This window comes from Serinibacter arcticus, assembly GCF_004786095.1.
GTDB lineage: Bacteria > Actinomycetota > Actinomycetes > Actinomycetales > Beutenbergiaceae > Litorihabitans > Litorihabitans arcticus.
The window spans coordinates 223632-237762 of record NZ_RHPJ01000002.1 but is presented as its reverse complement, the minus strand read 5'-3'; the positions used below and the strand labels follow the sequence as shown (position 1 = coordinate 237762).

6 protein-coding genes are annotated in these 14131 nt (G+C 74.5%); all 6 read right to left on the bottom strand.

What is annotated here, in order from left to right; all coding sequences use genetic code 11:
• Positions 1–176: 176 nt before the first annotated feature.
• The gene (locus tag SERN_RS05880; protein ID WP_135849208.1) at positions 177–2279 is read right to left on the bottom strand and encodes a hypothetical protein; all 2103 of its coding nucleotides are present in this window, start codon (positions 2277–2279) and stop codon (positions 177–179) included.
• Positions 2276–5476 (bottom strand): FtsX-like permease family protein, encoded by a 3201-nt coding sequence (locus SERN_RS05875; protein ID WP_135849207.1) that lies wholly within the window; start codon positions 5474–5476, stop codon positions 2276–2278. The genes SERN_RS05880 and SERN_RS05875 overlap by 4 nt, the downstream gene beginning before the upstream one ends.
• Entirely contained in the window at positions 5469–6164 is a 696-nt protein-coding gene (locus SERN_RS05870; RefSeq protein WP_135849206.1) for an ABC transporter ATP-binding protein, read from the bottom strand. The genes SERN_RS05875 and SERN_RS05870 overlap by 8 nt, the downstream gene beginning before the upstream one ends.
• Positions 6161–7003 carry an ABC transporter ATP-binding protein gene (locus tag SERN_RS05865; protein ID WP_332888461.1) on the bottom strand — a complete coding sequence of 281 codons (843 nt, stop codon included), beginning with the start codon at positions 7001–7003 and terminating at the stop codon, positions 6161–6163. Before SERN_RS05865 ends, SERN_RS05870 begins: the two co-directional genes overlap by 4 nt.
• Before the next feature lie 324 nt (positions 7004–7327).
• A complete protein-coding gene (locus SERN_RS05860) occupies positions 7328–7984 on the bottom strand; it encodes a hypothetical protein (RefSeq protein ID WP_135849205.1) in 657 nt (218 codons plus the stop codon).
• A 155-nt stretch (positions 7985–8139) separates the two neighbouring features.
• On the bottom strand, positions 8140–13845 hold the full coding sequence (locus SERN_RS05855) for a ThuA domain-containing protein (RefSeq protein WP_135849204.1): 5706 nt from the start codon (positions 13843–13845) through the stop codon (positions 8140–8142).
• Positions 13846–14131 lie beyond the last annotated feature (286 nt).

Genomic DNA, 14131 nt, shown 5'->3' with positions numbered 1-14131 from the left:
ATCTCCGTCGTGTCGAGGGCGGTGCTCCGACCCCACCACACCGGCGCGCTATCGGCACGCCGGAAGGCCCCTACCCAAGGTCAGACCGCTCCCCCGCGAGGTAGACCCGCTCGAGGCGACACCGACCCACGACGGGTCGGTGTCGCCTCGAGCGGGTCTCCTTCGCGGACGTGGCGTCAGCCGGCGCGCAGGCGGGAGGCGAGCGAGCGCCTGGAGGGCCGCGCCCGGGCGACCGCCGCCGCCACCACGGCCAGGGTCGGGACGGCCAGCCATCCGAGCGCGACGGCACCACCGCCGCCGCCCGGCGCGACGAGCGTCACCGCGAGCGTCCCCGCCGCCACCCCGACCGCAGCCGCGACGGCCACGGGCACGGCGGCGGCCAGCACCGCCACGCGCGTGGTGCGCGACGCCGTCATCCCGAGCGCGCGGGCCCGGGCGTCGTCGGCGTCGCGGCGGGTGCGGCCGGCGACGCCGACGAGCACCACCGACACCAGGGCGATCCCCACCAGCGCGGCCACCACCCCGGTGCGCGTGAGCAGCGCCGCGTCCGCGAACGGCGCGGCGACGGGGTCGGGGGCGCCGTCGGCCACCGCCTCGGAGAACGCGACGGCCACCGGCGAGGCACCGGCCAGCACCGCCATCGCCACGCTCACCACGATCGTCGCCGTCGCCACCGGCCCCGGCCCCCCGCGCACGGCCGCGAGCAGCGCCACGGCCCCGTGACCGCGCCGGGCGACGGCGATCGCCGCGCGCCGCAGCAGCGGCGCCACGCGCAGCGCCACCACCACGCACGCGCCGGCGATCAGCGGCGCGGCGCCGAGGACCACCAGGTCGGCGATCACGGAACCGGACGACGCCGCGTCCCCCCGCGCGCGCAGCGTCACGCCCCCGAGCACCGCGAGCGCCACGACGACGACCTCGACGGCGGCCCGCACGGCCTGCCGCACCCGCCGCGACCGCGCGTGGCCGGGACCGGTCGGCGGGGTCTCCCCGGCGGCCACGGTGACCAGGACGACGACCGGGGGCAGCAGCACGGCCGCGACGAGGATCGGCGCCCACGCCGAAGCGAGCGCCGCGCCCCCCGCGCCCTCACCACCCCGGGCGAACGCGACCGTCACCACCACCGCGACCACCACCCCCACGAGAGCCACGACCGCGGCCTCCGCCGTCGCCAGACCCGCGAGCGTGAGGCGCGAGGCCCCGCGCGACCGGGCGAGCGCGAGGGTCGCGCCCCGTCGCTGCGCGAGCACGCTCGCCGCGAGCGCCAGGAGCGCACCCGCCGCGGCGAGCAGCCCCAGCAGCACCGTGGCTGCTCGTGCGGTCGCGGCGGCGCCGAGGTCCACCGAGCGCTGGACCACGACGTCGGCCCGCGTCGTGACGGTGGACGTGACGCCGGGGATGTCGACGCCGTCGGGAGCGGCCGTCAGCGCCCGGACGTCGCCCGCGAGCTGCCCCGCGGACGCGCGCGTGAGCTCCTCGGGGTCGGGCCGGGAGACGTAGCGCGCGTCGATCGACTGCGATGCCAGCGCGTAGCGCGCGAAGGGCAGGGATTCGTCGTTCAGCAGCGCGGCGACGGCGAGGCGCCGGTCGCCGCCGTCGACCACGAGCGGCTCCAGCAGGGTCGGGACCAGGCTCCACGGCCACGTCTCGGCATCCGCGCCCGCGTCCACCGGCGCGAACACACCGGTGATTCGCGCGAGCACGGGCAGCACGTCCGGCCCGCCGAGCTCGAGCTCGTCGCCGACCGCCGCACCCATCGCGTCCAGCGACGCCTGCGTCAGCCCCACCTCGACGGGCGGGGCGTCCCCGTCCGCGCCGACGACCTCGAGCGCCGTCGCCGTCGCCCGGGGCGAGCGCCCCTGCGTCCAGGTGACGCGGGGAGCGGCATCCCCGCCGAGGTAGGCCAGGCGCAGCTCGGCGTTCCGGTCGTCGATCCGCCCCGCCGCGATCGGCCTGCTCTGGAGGATCGCGACCGGCGGCCCGTACGCGTCGGGCAGCGCCACGGCCACCTTGTCCGCCACGTACCGCACGGTGTCGGCCGTCGTCTCCACGAGCGGTTTCGGCACGGCGTCATCACCGGTCAGCGGCACGGCGACGCTGACGACGGCGTCGGGGTCGGCCACGGCCGCCTGCACCGAGGCGGTCGCGGCGTCGCTCTGGACGCGCGGGACGACCACGGAGAGCACGCAGACGAGGGCGACGACGATTGCGCTCAGCGCGAGCAGCGGCCAGTCCGCGCGGCTGGTGCGCGCGAGGAGCGCGAGGACGGAGCCCCTCATGCCGCGTCTCCCGAGCGGAGCAGGCTGGCAGTCGAGGGTCGCGACCGCCCGGAGGCGCCCGAGGACGGCGATCCCGCCCGGGACCCCAGCGCCGCCCCCACGACCCCCGCGCCCAGGGCCACCAGCGCGAGCGCCCCGAGCGTCGCGAGGACCGGGACGACGATCCGCACGTCCGGGACCTGCCTTGCTCCGCCGTCGCCCGCCACGATCCACGGGGCGACGGCGAGCGCGGCGACCGTGCCGGCCACCGCCCCGGCGACCACCGCGGCCAGGGTGGTGCCGACGATCCGCGCGAGCGCCATGCGCCGCACGTCAGCTCGCGTGGCCCCCAGGGCGCGAAGCCGCGCGTCGACGATCGCCTGCGCGCGGGCGGTGGCGGTTGCGTCGGCGCCGACGGCGGCCCACGCCAGCACGACGGCGCCCGCCGCGAGCAGGGCGAGCGCAGCCAGCACGGGCGCGCTGAGGGGGGACGTCGCGGCGTCGGCGGCCGACGCGCCCTGCTCCTGCTGCGGAGCCGACGGCACGAGACCGGCGGCGGCGAGCCGCTCGACGGCGTCGGAGCGCGGCTGCCCGACCCACCAGTCGTCCACGACCGGCCCGCTCTCCCCCGCCACGAGCATCGCGTCGGCGATCGCGGAACGGTCGGCCAGCAGGGTCGGTTCCCCGGGCTGCCCCGGCACGTACGGGACGACGCCCGCGACGCGTGCGGGCACCGCGGCAGCCCCGATCCGCAGGTCGAGCAGGTCGCCGTCGGCGAGGCCGAGGTCGCTCGCGAGGGCGGCCGAGGCCAGCACGGGCACGTCGGCCGGGGGCGGGAACGCGGTGAGGAGCACGCGGGCGCGCGGGTCCAGCAGGACGGACGCGTCCGCCGTCGCGACGATCGCGGCGCCCTCGACAGTGGCGCCGACGCCCTGCGTCTCGCCGCGGTGCGTCGCGACCCAGGGGGAGGTCGCCGGGGCACCGCCCATCTCGACGGCGACGGTCGCCGTCGCTCCCTCGCCGAGGAACGGGACGTCGAGGGACTCCGCCGTGAGGTCGACGGCGAGGAGCATCGCGGGCACGGTCGCGCCGTTCGGCAGCGGACCGTCGAGCGCGACGGCGGGGCTGTGCGGGGCGCCGTCGAGGGGGACGGGGTCGGTGGTCGCGAGGGTGCGTTCGCCCGACGGCGCCTGGACCACCAGCGTCAGCGTGACCTCGGCCGTGTAGCCGTCGACGCCGGCCGCCTCGCCCGTGACGGTGACGCCGAGCGGCGTGGTGACCTCGGGGGTCGTCTGCCACGCATCGCCGGCCAGCGGCTCCATCACCTGCGACCACGTCCGCCCGTCGTCGAGCCTGCCGAGCACCACCTCGTCGGCGCGGACGGCGTCGATCGCGACGAGCTGCGAGGACCCGGGGCGTGATCCCAGCTGCACGGGCCGGTCGATGACGGCGGCGGGCGAGGATCCGACCGCGTCCGCGATCTCCACGGCGGTGTCGGCTCCGGCGTCGTCGGCGATCACGAGGTCGGCGCCCGCCGCGGCCTGCGCCTGGTCCACGCGCGACTGCGACCACGTCGCGGCCACCGGGACGACGAACGCGAGCGTGGCCGCCGCCCCGACCACCGCCGCGGCGGCCCCGCCGACGGTGCCGCGCGCGATCCGCCACACCGTCACCGGCAGCACGGCACCGCGCAGGCGGTGCACGACGCCGTCGGCCGCCCGCGCGAGGAGCGGCACCACCCGCAGCGCCACCACCACGAGGGCGGCGAGGACCGCACCGGGCGCGAGGACGAGCAGGGGGTCGATGCCGACGCCGGGGGCGTGCGCGCGCAGCTGGACCACGCCGACCGCGGCGAGCACCACGAGCAGGACCTCGCCCGCGACGCGCAGCGCCGGGCGCGAGGGGGCCGCACGCGACCCGGCCACCGCGCGCGACGCCTCGAGCACGACGGCCGCCGCGGGCACCAGCGTCCCGGTCGCGACGGCCACGAGCACGACCGCGTCGACGCCGACGGCGCCCGCGCCGGTCGCCGCCGGCCACCAGGGCGCGCGGGCCAGCGCCCCGTAGGCGAGGGGACCGAGAGCGGTGGCCAGCGCCGCCGCGAGGACGGCGGCCGCGAGCGCCTCGCCGACCGTGCCGCGGCTGACCTGCCAGCGCGTGGCGCCCCGGGCGCGCGCGAGCTCCCCCTCGCTGTGGCGACGCGTCGCGAGGGCCCGGCCCACCTGGGCGAGCGCCGTCGCCGCGACGCCGACCACCACGAGCAGGAGCGCGAGCACCAGAGACCGCGTCACGCCCTGCTCCGCGAGGCCCGCGCGCACCTCCGCGCCGACGCCGGACTGCACCGTCACGGAGCGCACGTCCTCGCCCAGCGCCTCGGCCAGGACCTCGTCGGCGCGGTTCCGCAGCGAGGCCACCCGGTCGGCGGTGCCCTCCGCCCGCGCGGGGTCGCGCGCGAGGTCGGGCACGACGCGCACGCTCCCGCGGACGACGGGTGCGCCGGCGTCGAGCAGCGTCCCCGGCGCGACGAGCAGCGGGCCGAAGGCGTCGACGCGGCCCAGCACCGTGCCCGTGCCGTCGCCGCCGAGCAGGTCCCGCGACCACTGCGCGTCGAGGTCGCGCACAACGATCCCGACGACGACTGCGCGGCGCGCCCCCTCGCCGCCGTCGGCCTCGCGACCGGTGTGCGGGGCGAGCACGAGCTCGTCGCCGACGGTCACGGCGAGCGCGTCCGCCGTCGGGCGCAGGAGCGCGACCTCGAGGGGATCAGCGCCGGCGCCGGACCCCGGCGAGGGCCAGCGCCCGTCGTCGAGGTCGGCGTGGTCGGCGGCCGTGTCGGCGTCGAGGAGGTACGTGGCGCGCGGATCGCGACCGGGCAAGTAGGACAGGGGCGAGACCGCCCAGGTGGAGGCCGGCCCGGCGAGGTCGCCCGCGGCGTCGATCACGAGAGCACCGAGGGTGTCGAGGGCGGCCGGGCCGGACGCCGCGGCGTCGTCCCGCATCAGGACGGAGGCGGAGACGGCGGCCGCGTCACCGGTCGTCTGCCAGCGCGCGGCGAGACCGCCCGCCACACCCGCCGTCGCGAGGAGCGCGCACAGCGCCGCGAGCGTGCCCGAGACGACGAGGGCGAGCGTGACGGTGGCGAGCAGCGGCCACTGCGCGCGGGCGCGGGTGAGCGCGACGGGGCGTGGCGCTCGGCCGGCGGGACCCGGCTCACGCACCGGTGAGGCGGCCGTCCTCCAGGTGCAGCACCCGGTCGGCGAGCGCGATCATCACGGGGTCGTGGGTCGAGAGCAGGGCGGTCGTGCCCTCGGCCTCGACCACGCCGCGGATCAACGCCATCACCGCCAGACCGGTGTCGGTGTCGAGCTGGCCGGTCGGCTCGTCCGCGACCAGCAGCGTGGGCGAGGCGGCGAGCGCGCGGGCGACGGCGACGCGCTGCATCTGACCGCCGGAGAGCTCGTCGGGCCGGTGGGCGGCGTGACCGTCGAGCCCCACGAGGTTCAGGAGGGTCGCCACGCGCTGCTCGCGGCGCGCCGACGGCCAGCGCTGCAGCCGCAGCGGGAGGCCGACGTTCTCGGTCGCCGACAGCTCGGCAACGAGGCCGAACCCCTGCAGGATCATCGAGACGCCGTCGCCCCGGAGGCCGTCGCGGCCGTCCTCGTCGAGCGCGGTCACGTCCGTCCCTGCCACGCTCACGCGACCGGCGTCGGCCTGCTCGAGGCCGGCGACGACGTTGAGCAGCGACGTCTTGCCCGAGCCCGAGCGGCCCACGATCGCGACCAGCTCGCCGCGCTGCGCCGTGAAGGACACCCCGCGCAGGGCATGCACGGCGGTCGGGCCGGAGCCGTAGGAGCGGTGCAGGTCCTCGACGACCACCACCGGATCGGGCCGTGCGTGCCGGCTCATCGCCCGCCGTCCGGCCACATCGAGACGTGGTCCGCCTCGAGGGCGAGCCGCACGCGGCGCGTGAGGTCGAGCGCGTCGCGGTACTCGCGCGGCACCTGCACGCGCCCGGCGCGGTCCATCACCGCGTACTCCTGCGCGACGACGCTCGACCCGCCGTCGCCGTCGTCGGAGAACGTGCGCAGCACCTCGGAGCTGGTGCGGCCGTCGCGGATCGCGACCGTGCGCTCGACGGAGTCACTGACGGTCGCGTCGTGCGTGACGACGACGACGGTCACGCCGTCCTCCCGGCTCACGGTCCGCAGCGCGCCGAGGATCTCGTGCGCCGTGGTGGTGTCCAGCTCGCCGGTCGGCTCGTCGGCCAGCAGCACGCGCGGTCCGTTGGCCAGGGCGACGGCGAGCGCCACCCGCTGCTGCTGGCCGCCGGACATCTCGTGCGGCAGGCGCCGGGCGCAGTCGCCCACACCGAGCCGGTCGAGCAGCTCGACGGCGTGCGCGCGGCGCGCCTTGCGCCCGCGTCCCGCGAGGGCCGCTGGCATGGCCGCGTTCTCCTCGGCCGTCAGATGGGCCACGAGGTTGCGCGAGGTCTGCTGGCGGACGACGCCGACGACGTCGCGGCGGTAGCGCACGCGGCCCGACGCCGACAGGCCGCCGAGGTCCCAGCCGTCGACGCGGACGCGGCCGGCCGACGGCGCGTCGGAGCCGGCGAGGATGGACAGCAGCGTCGACTTCCCGGCGCCAGAGGGGCCGACGACGGCGATCATCTCGCCGCGCTCGACGCTCAGGTCGAGGCCCTGCAGCGCCTGCACCTCGATGGATCCGTGCCGGTGGATGCGGACCACCGACTCGCAGACGACCACGGGTGCGGATGGGGATGGGGCCGACCCGTCACGCACCGCCGACGGCGCCATCCGGTGCTCCTCCTGCTGGGGCACGACGCCGTACCCGGGGTGCGCCCCGGGCGATGCGGGCGCGGTCCCGACTCTAGCCCCGGAAGCGCTCCCACGGCTGTCACGTGTCCGCGGCCGGACCCCTCGACCGTCACGTCCACCTCGGATGCCCGAGGGCCGACCGAGGCAGACGTGCCGGTCGAACGACGGCGGCCCGCCGGCCCACTCGGAAGGAGTCTCCGAGATCGGGCCGACGGGCCGCCGGTGGGTGAGGCGTCAGCGATGGGTGGCCTTGCGGCGACGCATCAGGACGACGGCGACCGCGGCCAGGACCGCGACCAGCGCCACACCGCCGATGATCAGCCCGGTCGAGCCGCCGCCGGAGGTGTCCCCCGGCGTGGCCGCCGCGCTGGCGTCCTCGACCTCGGTGTCGCCGTCGGCCGTGACCGCGTCGGTCGACGTCTCGTCGGACGCCGCGTCACCCTCCGCCGCCGACTCCGACTCCGCCGGCTCCGACGCCGTGGGCGCCGGCAGCGCGACGACGTCGAGCTCCACCGAGGCCTCCGCCTCGGACGGCGACGTGAGCGTGCCGGTGACCGTCCAGTGGCCCTCGCCGAGCACGCCGGCCTCGGAGTGGTACCAGCCGACGCCCGAGGTGGAGGACTGCAGCGTGAGCGGACCGACCTCCTCGCCGGTCTCCGAGACCGCCACGACCGTGATGGCCGCGCTCTCCTCGACCGGGTGGCCGTCCTGGGTGTAGGTCAGGTAGGCGTCGATCCCCCCGCCGCCGTCGGTGCCGAGCCCGATCGAGATCGGGCCTCCGTGCGCCTGCGCGGGGACGGATCCGAGCGCCACCGTCGCCAGGAGCCCCAGCAGCAGGGCGCTCAGCGATGCCCGCAGGCGGGCCGCGGTGGTGGGTCGTGGTCGGGACATGTCTGGCCTCTCGAGAAGTTCGGGGAGTGCGGGCGGGCGGTGGTACCCGCCCGCCCGGTGGAGCGACGGGCCTCGGCGCGGGACCCGGAGTGCAGGTCCCGCGCCGAGGGTGGTGCCTACCGCCGGACGGCGGAGGCGGGTGCGACTACCCCGGGCTAGCCGAGGTTCTCGAGCCGGTACATGAACGCGGCCATCGCGTCACGGTTGACCGAGCTCAGCGGACGGTAGACGCTCGTGCCGTCGTTGCCGTCCTCCCAGCCGGTCGCGACGCCCGTCTCCTGGAGCCAGGAGATCTCCGTGAAGAACTGGTTCGTCGTGGAGACGTCGGCGAAGGCGGACACGGCCGGGGCCGTGTATCCCTCGACCTCGGCGTAGCGGTAGAGGAACGCCGCCATCGCGTCACGGGCGATCGGTGCCAGCGGGCGGAACGAGAACGTCCCGTCCCCGTTGGCCCAGCCCGTGGAGATCCCCTCGGCGTGGAGCCAGGCGATCTCCTTGTAGAACTGGTTGTCCGTCGCGACGTCCGTGAACGGCGAGACCGTCGGAGCCGTGAACTCCGGCTCCTCCGCGAGACGGTAGAGGAACGCCGCCATCGCATCGCGCGCCACCGGTGTCACGGGGCGGAACTCGAACGTGCCGTCAGGCAGCTCCCAGCCCCGCGTGACCCCGCGCTGCGCCAGCCACGTGATCTCGGTGAAGAACAGGTTGTCCTCCGCCACGTCCACGAAGTAGCGCGTGACCGGGGCGGCGGTGACGGTGACCTGCGCCGTCGCCGTGCCCGAGGTGTAGCCGTCGGCCGCGGCGGTGACCGTCACCGCGTAGGTGCCGGCCTCCGTCGTGACGAGCTCAGCACCCGTGGCGCCGGTGACGGGCTGGCCGTCCCTGGTCCACGTGTAGGACAGCTCGGCGTCGGCCGGATCGGCCGTGACGGTCGCCGTCACGGTGGCACCCGCGACGACGGTGGCCGGCAGGCTCACCGTGACGCCCACCGTGCGGACGAACGTGACGGTGTACACGGTGGTGAGACCGGTGGAACCGGTCACGGTCACCGTGGCGACGCCGTCGGTGGCGTCCGTGGCCTGCACGATCGCAACCTCGGCCCCGGGCGTGGCGGTCGCAGCCGTCACGGTCGGGAGCGCGGCGCCGGTGACGGCGACCTCGTAGTCCAGCTGGCCGGGAACGAGCGTGATCGCCGTCCCGCCCGCCGCGAGCTCGGAGAGCACCGGCGCGTCGGCCGGCGGCTCCTCGTCACCGACCACGATGAAGTGGTCGAACCGGACGGGAACGACCGGGGTCGCGGCCGCACCGAGGACGTAGACGCCGACACGGGCCGAGTCCACGGCCGTGTTGGACACGCCCTCGGACAGGTCCGTCCACGTCTCGCCGTCGACGGACCAGGAACCCGTGAAGGTGTCGCCGGCCCGCGTCAGGCGGAGGTGGAACACGTCGCCGGGGATGCCGTCGGCACCCGGCTGCGGGTTGAGGACGACGCCGCCGACCTCGCTGCGCAGCTCGATGCCCAGGTCACGCGCCGCACCGGCCGCGTTGCGGGCGACGACGTCGAGCTTGACGTAGTTGTCGTCGTCGCCGTACAGGATCAGGCCGCCCTGCTGGTACTGCTGGTCCAGCTCGGTGACGTCCACGATCGTCTCGACGGTCCACGTCTCCGACGGCTGCGCCTGGACGACGATGTTGGGAACCTCGCCGTTGTCCGCGCCGTAGATGTCGGTCGGGGTGGTGTCGATCTCGAGCCAGCCGTCGGTGACGCGGTAGCCGTCGGTGTCCTCGCGGACGACGCTCCAGCGGCACGCGTCGAGCGCGTCACCGTCGAAGAGGTCGTTCGGACCCGGGGCCGTGGCCGTGTCGTCGGGGCTGATCTGGAACCAGCCGAAGGCCGCCTCGATGACGGGGCTGACCGAACCGGAGTTCGCGAACGCCGCCAGCCCGACCTTCGGGTCGGTGATGTCGCCGAGCGGCAGGGTCTGCGGCATCTCGATCCACGTCGCACCGTCGGCCGAGTAGGCGCCGGACAGCACGCCGTCGGTCAGGGTGAGCCGCAGCTGGACGGTGTCCGGGAACGCCGTGCCGAGACCGCTGGTGTTGACCTCCGTGGCCGTGCCACCGTTCTCGACGGCCAGCTGCACGATGCGTGCACCCGCGTCCGGCGAGCTGCTGCGGCCCTGGATCATCAGCTTGGCGTAGTTGTCGTCGTCGCCGTAGATGATCAGCCCGGCCTGCTGGTACTGCTCGCGGGCCGCGATGCTCACCTCCGTCGTGATGACCGCGTCGCCGTCCGGCAGCTCCTGCAGCACGATGTTGCTGACGTTGCCGCCCGCGCCGTAGATGTCGGTCTTGCTGGCCGGGATGACCAGCGCGCTGTCCTCGACCCGGATGTTCTGGTCGCGGCGCACCACGGTGGTCCAGCGGTCGTCGTCGAGCTCGTCACCGAGGAAGTCGTCCGAACGCCCCGTGAGGCAGACCGGCGGCGGACCGCTGTCGGCCGTGACGGTGATGGTCACGTACTCCACGGCGAACGCGCCGCCCGGGTCGCTGACCCGGACCTGCAGACGGTAGGTGCCCGTCTCCTCGTAGGTGTAGCTGAACTCCGGCCCACCGGGCGCGAAGCCGTCGCCGAGACCGGCGTCCCACTCGTAGGTGAGCTCGCCGTTCTCGCCGTCGGGGTCCGAGGCGGTGGCCGTGGCGTTCACGGTCGCCGGAGCCGGCAGCGTGTCGTTGTCCACGGTCAGCTCGACGTCGGGACGGATGTTGTCCGTGACGCCGCGCCCGTTGAACTCGGCCCAGTTGACGTTCAGGCCGCCGTCCAGAGCCACGAAGTAGAGCGTCCCCGAGCCCTCGGGGATCTCGACCGGTGCGGCGGGCGTGGTGACGAAGGTCTGCCACCCACCCGTGCTCGGCACGTCGATGCTCGCCAGCTCCGGCCCCTCGGGGTCGTTCCAGCGGAGCGAGACGGTCCCACCGCCGCTCTGCGACGCGACGCGCATGGCGATCGTGTCGATCGACGCGAGGCTGATCGGGTCGAACGCCCACCAGTCACCGGCCTCGATGTAGCCGATGTTGGAACCGCCACCGGCGGTGTCGGTCGTGGCCTCGATGACGACGCCGGGGTCCCCGGTCGCGGTCGAGTCGGCCAGACGCCCGGTCGAGGTGAAGAACTCCGCCTGCAGCGTCTTGGGCTGCAGGACCTGCAGGTCGCTGGCGCGCAGCGGCACGCCGACCGAACCGCCGTCGTCGATGTAGCTCGCCTCGACGACCCAGAAGATGTTCTCGCTGATGCCGTGGCCCTCGTCGCGAGCGGTCTGGATGATGCCCTCGCAGCCCGAGAGCTCCTCGAACGGGTGGGCGTGGCTGTCGTGGCCGAGCGACGTGAACAGGGTGACGTTCTCGCAGCTCACCTCGCCGTCCGGGTCGTCCACGACGATCTCGTAGGCGACCTGGTCACCGAAGTCGAAGAAGCCACCGTTCTCGGGGAACGTGATGGTGACCGTGGGTGCCTCGTTGCCGACGACGATCGTGACGTTGGCGATACCGGTGCGGCCCTCGGCGTCCGTGGCGGTGAGCTGGGCGACGTAGCTGCCCTCCTCCTCGTACACGTGCACCGGGTTGGCCTCGGTGCTCGGCTCCGAACCGTCGCCGAACGTCCACTGCAGCGTGATCGCGTCACCGTTCGGGTGGCGCGTGCCCTCCGAGGAGAAGGAGACCTCCAGCGGCGCGAGGCCGCTGGTGACGTCCGCGGTGGCACGGGCGATCGGCGAGACCTCGCCGAGCACGTAGTTCACCTTGAAGATGCCCGAGCTGGCGTTGTTGCCGCCGAAGCCGGAGCCCCAGTCGATGACGTACAGCGCGCCGTCGGGCCCGAACTCGAAGTCCATCGGGCGGTTGAAGCCGACCGAGGGGTCGAAGATGCCCGGCAGGACGCGGTTGACGTCGACGATGTCCGTCCGGTCCTCGCGGTTGAGCTGGACGGAGTACATCGTGCCCTTGTTCCACTCACCGAGCATGGCCTTGCCGTCCCAGTAGGCCGGCCACTTCACGTCGGAGACGAGCTCGGGGTCGTAGGAGTAGGTGTCGCCCGCCATGGGCGCACCGCCACCGCCGATCTCGGGCGTCGTGGGCGAACCACCGGAGTTGTAGTAGATCTCCGCGCCGATGGCGGGGGGAAGCTGCTGCAGGCCGGTGTTGTTCGGGGAGTTGTTGACGACGCCGCCGGCGCAGTCGAACGCCGCGCCGGACTGACCGGTCGCGAAGTTGTAGTCGATGTAGGCGTTGTTCGCACCCGTGCAGTACGGCCAGCCGTAGAAGCCCGGCTCGGACACGATGTTCCACTCGACGGTCCCGACCGGGCCGCGCGTGGGCGAGGACGTGCTGGAGTCCGGCCCGTAGTCGGCGACCAGCAGGTTGCCGCTCTCGTGGTCGATCCCGATGCGGAACGGGTTCCGCAGACCCATGGCGTAGATCTCCGGCCTGGTCTGGGCGGTGCCCTCGGCGAACAGGTTGCCCTCGGGGACGGTGTAGGAGCCGTCGTCCTGCGGGGTGATCCGGATGACCTTGCCGCGCAGGTCGTTGGTGTTGGCCGCGGTGCCCTGCGCGTCGTAGTTCTTGCGACCGGCGCGCTCGTCGTGGGGCGAGAAGCCGCCCGACTCGAACGGGTTGGTGTTGTCACCCGTGGCCAGGATCAGGTTGCCGTCGTCGTCGAACACCATGTCGCCGCCGGCGTGGCAGCACGTGTCGCGCTGCGTGTTGACCTCGAGCAGCGTGACGCCGCTCGCGGCATCGACGGTCTGGCTCTCGGCGTCGTAGGTGAAGCGCGAGATCTGGTTGTGGGGTGCGGAGCCGCCGAGGTCGGCGGGTGACCAGTAGAGGTACATCCAGCCGTTGTCGGAGAAGTCCGGGTCCAGCGTGATGCCGAGAAGTCCGTCCTCGTTGCTCTGCGTCACGTTCAGCGTGAGGGCCGTGGAGGTCACCGTGGTGGCGGCGTCGATGCGCTGCACCCGGCCGTCGCGCTCGATGTAGAAGACGGTGCCGTCGTCGGCCACCCTCAGCGCCATCGGGTTGGACGTGTTGTCGTCGAGGTCGACGCGCTCGAAGCTCGAGCTCTGCGTCGCGGTGCAGTCGCTCTCGACCGCGCCCGCGGCGGTCTGGATGCCGCCGAGCAGGTGGCGCACGAAGTCGGGGTCCGAGAAGGACTCGTCCGTGTGGCCGCCGCCGGTGTACCAGGAGCGTCCGCCGTCGAAGGCCTGGCACCACGCGATGGGGTGGTCGATCCCCATGGCCGAGGCGCCCGCCTGGTAGGTCGTCTCGTCGAGCGAGGCGAGCACGTGGACGGTGTCACGCGGGTTGGAGCGGAAGTTGTACCACTCGTCGAAACGCTCCCACTCGTCGGGCAGGTGCGCGGTGGAGTCGTGGTCGTGGTCCTCGACCTTGACGGTCGCGGTCTGGTTCTGGGGGTGGCCGGCGAAGTAGGCGCCGACGAGCTCGCCGTACCAGGGCCAGTCGTACTCGGTGTCGGACGCGGCGTGGATGCCCGCGTAGCCGCCGCCGTTGCCGATGTAGGTCTCGAACGCGGCCTGCTGGTCGGCGTTCAGGACGTCGCCCGTGGTCGACAGGAAGATGACCGCGTCGTAGTTGGCGAGGTTCTCCTCCGTGAAGGCTGCGCCGTCCTCGGTCGTGTCGACGGCGAAGTTGTTCTCTTCCCCGAGCTGCTCGATGGCGGCGATGCCGGCGGGGATGGAGCTGTGGCGGAACCCGGCGGTCTTGGAGAAGACGAGGACGTCGAACGGTTCGGCGGCGGCCTCCTCCACGGGTTCGGGCGGGGGCGCGGGCGCGGCGGTGGCGGAAGCCATCGCCGCGAAGGACAGAGGTAGTGCAACGGTGGCAGCGGCCACGGCCGCGATCGTTCGGCGTAGGCCGAGCGACCTGCTGCCAAGCAGATTTCTCACCAAGAGCTCCTTCGGTCTGGTTAGGCGGGTGCGCTGTCGGCGCTCCCTCGCCGCTTCCGGTCGACCATGACCGGGAGGGCGGCGTTCGTGCTGGTGCGGGCGAACACCTCCGGGGATGGCGGGCGGACGATGACTGACCGAGCCAGGTGAACGGGCGGCACCTGCGGAGAACCCGCGGCGACGCGCGGTC

Bases quoted from the DNA above. Each gene is read 5' to 3' on its own strand.
- SERN_RS05880 (WP_135849208.1), bottom strand. From the start codon at position 2,279: ATGAGGGGCTCCGTCCTCGCGCTCCTCGCGCGCACCAGCCGCGCGGAC.
- SERN_RS05855 (WP_135849204.1), bottom strand. From the start codon at position 13,845: ATGGCTTCCGCCACCGCCGCGCCCGCGCCCCCGCCCGAACCCGTGGAG.
- SERN_RS05860 (WP_135849205.1), bottom strand. From the start codon at position 7,984: ATGTCCCGACCACGACCCACCACCGCGGCCCGCCTGCGGGCATCGCTG.
- SERN_RS05870 (WP_135849206.1), bottom strand. From the start codon at position 6,164: ATGAGCCGGCACGCACGGCCCGATCCGGTGGTGGTCGTCGAGGACCTG.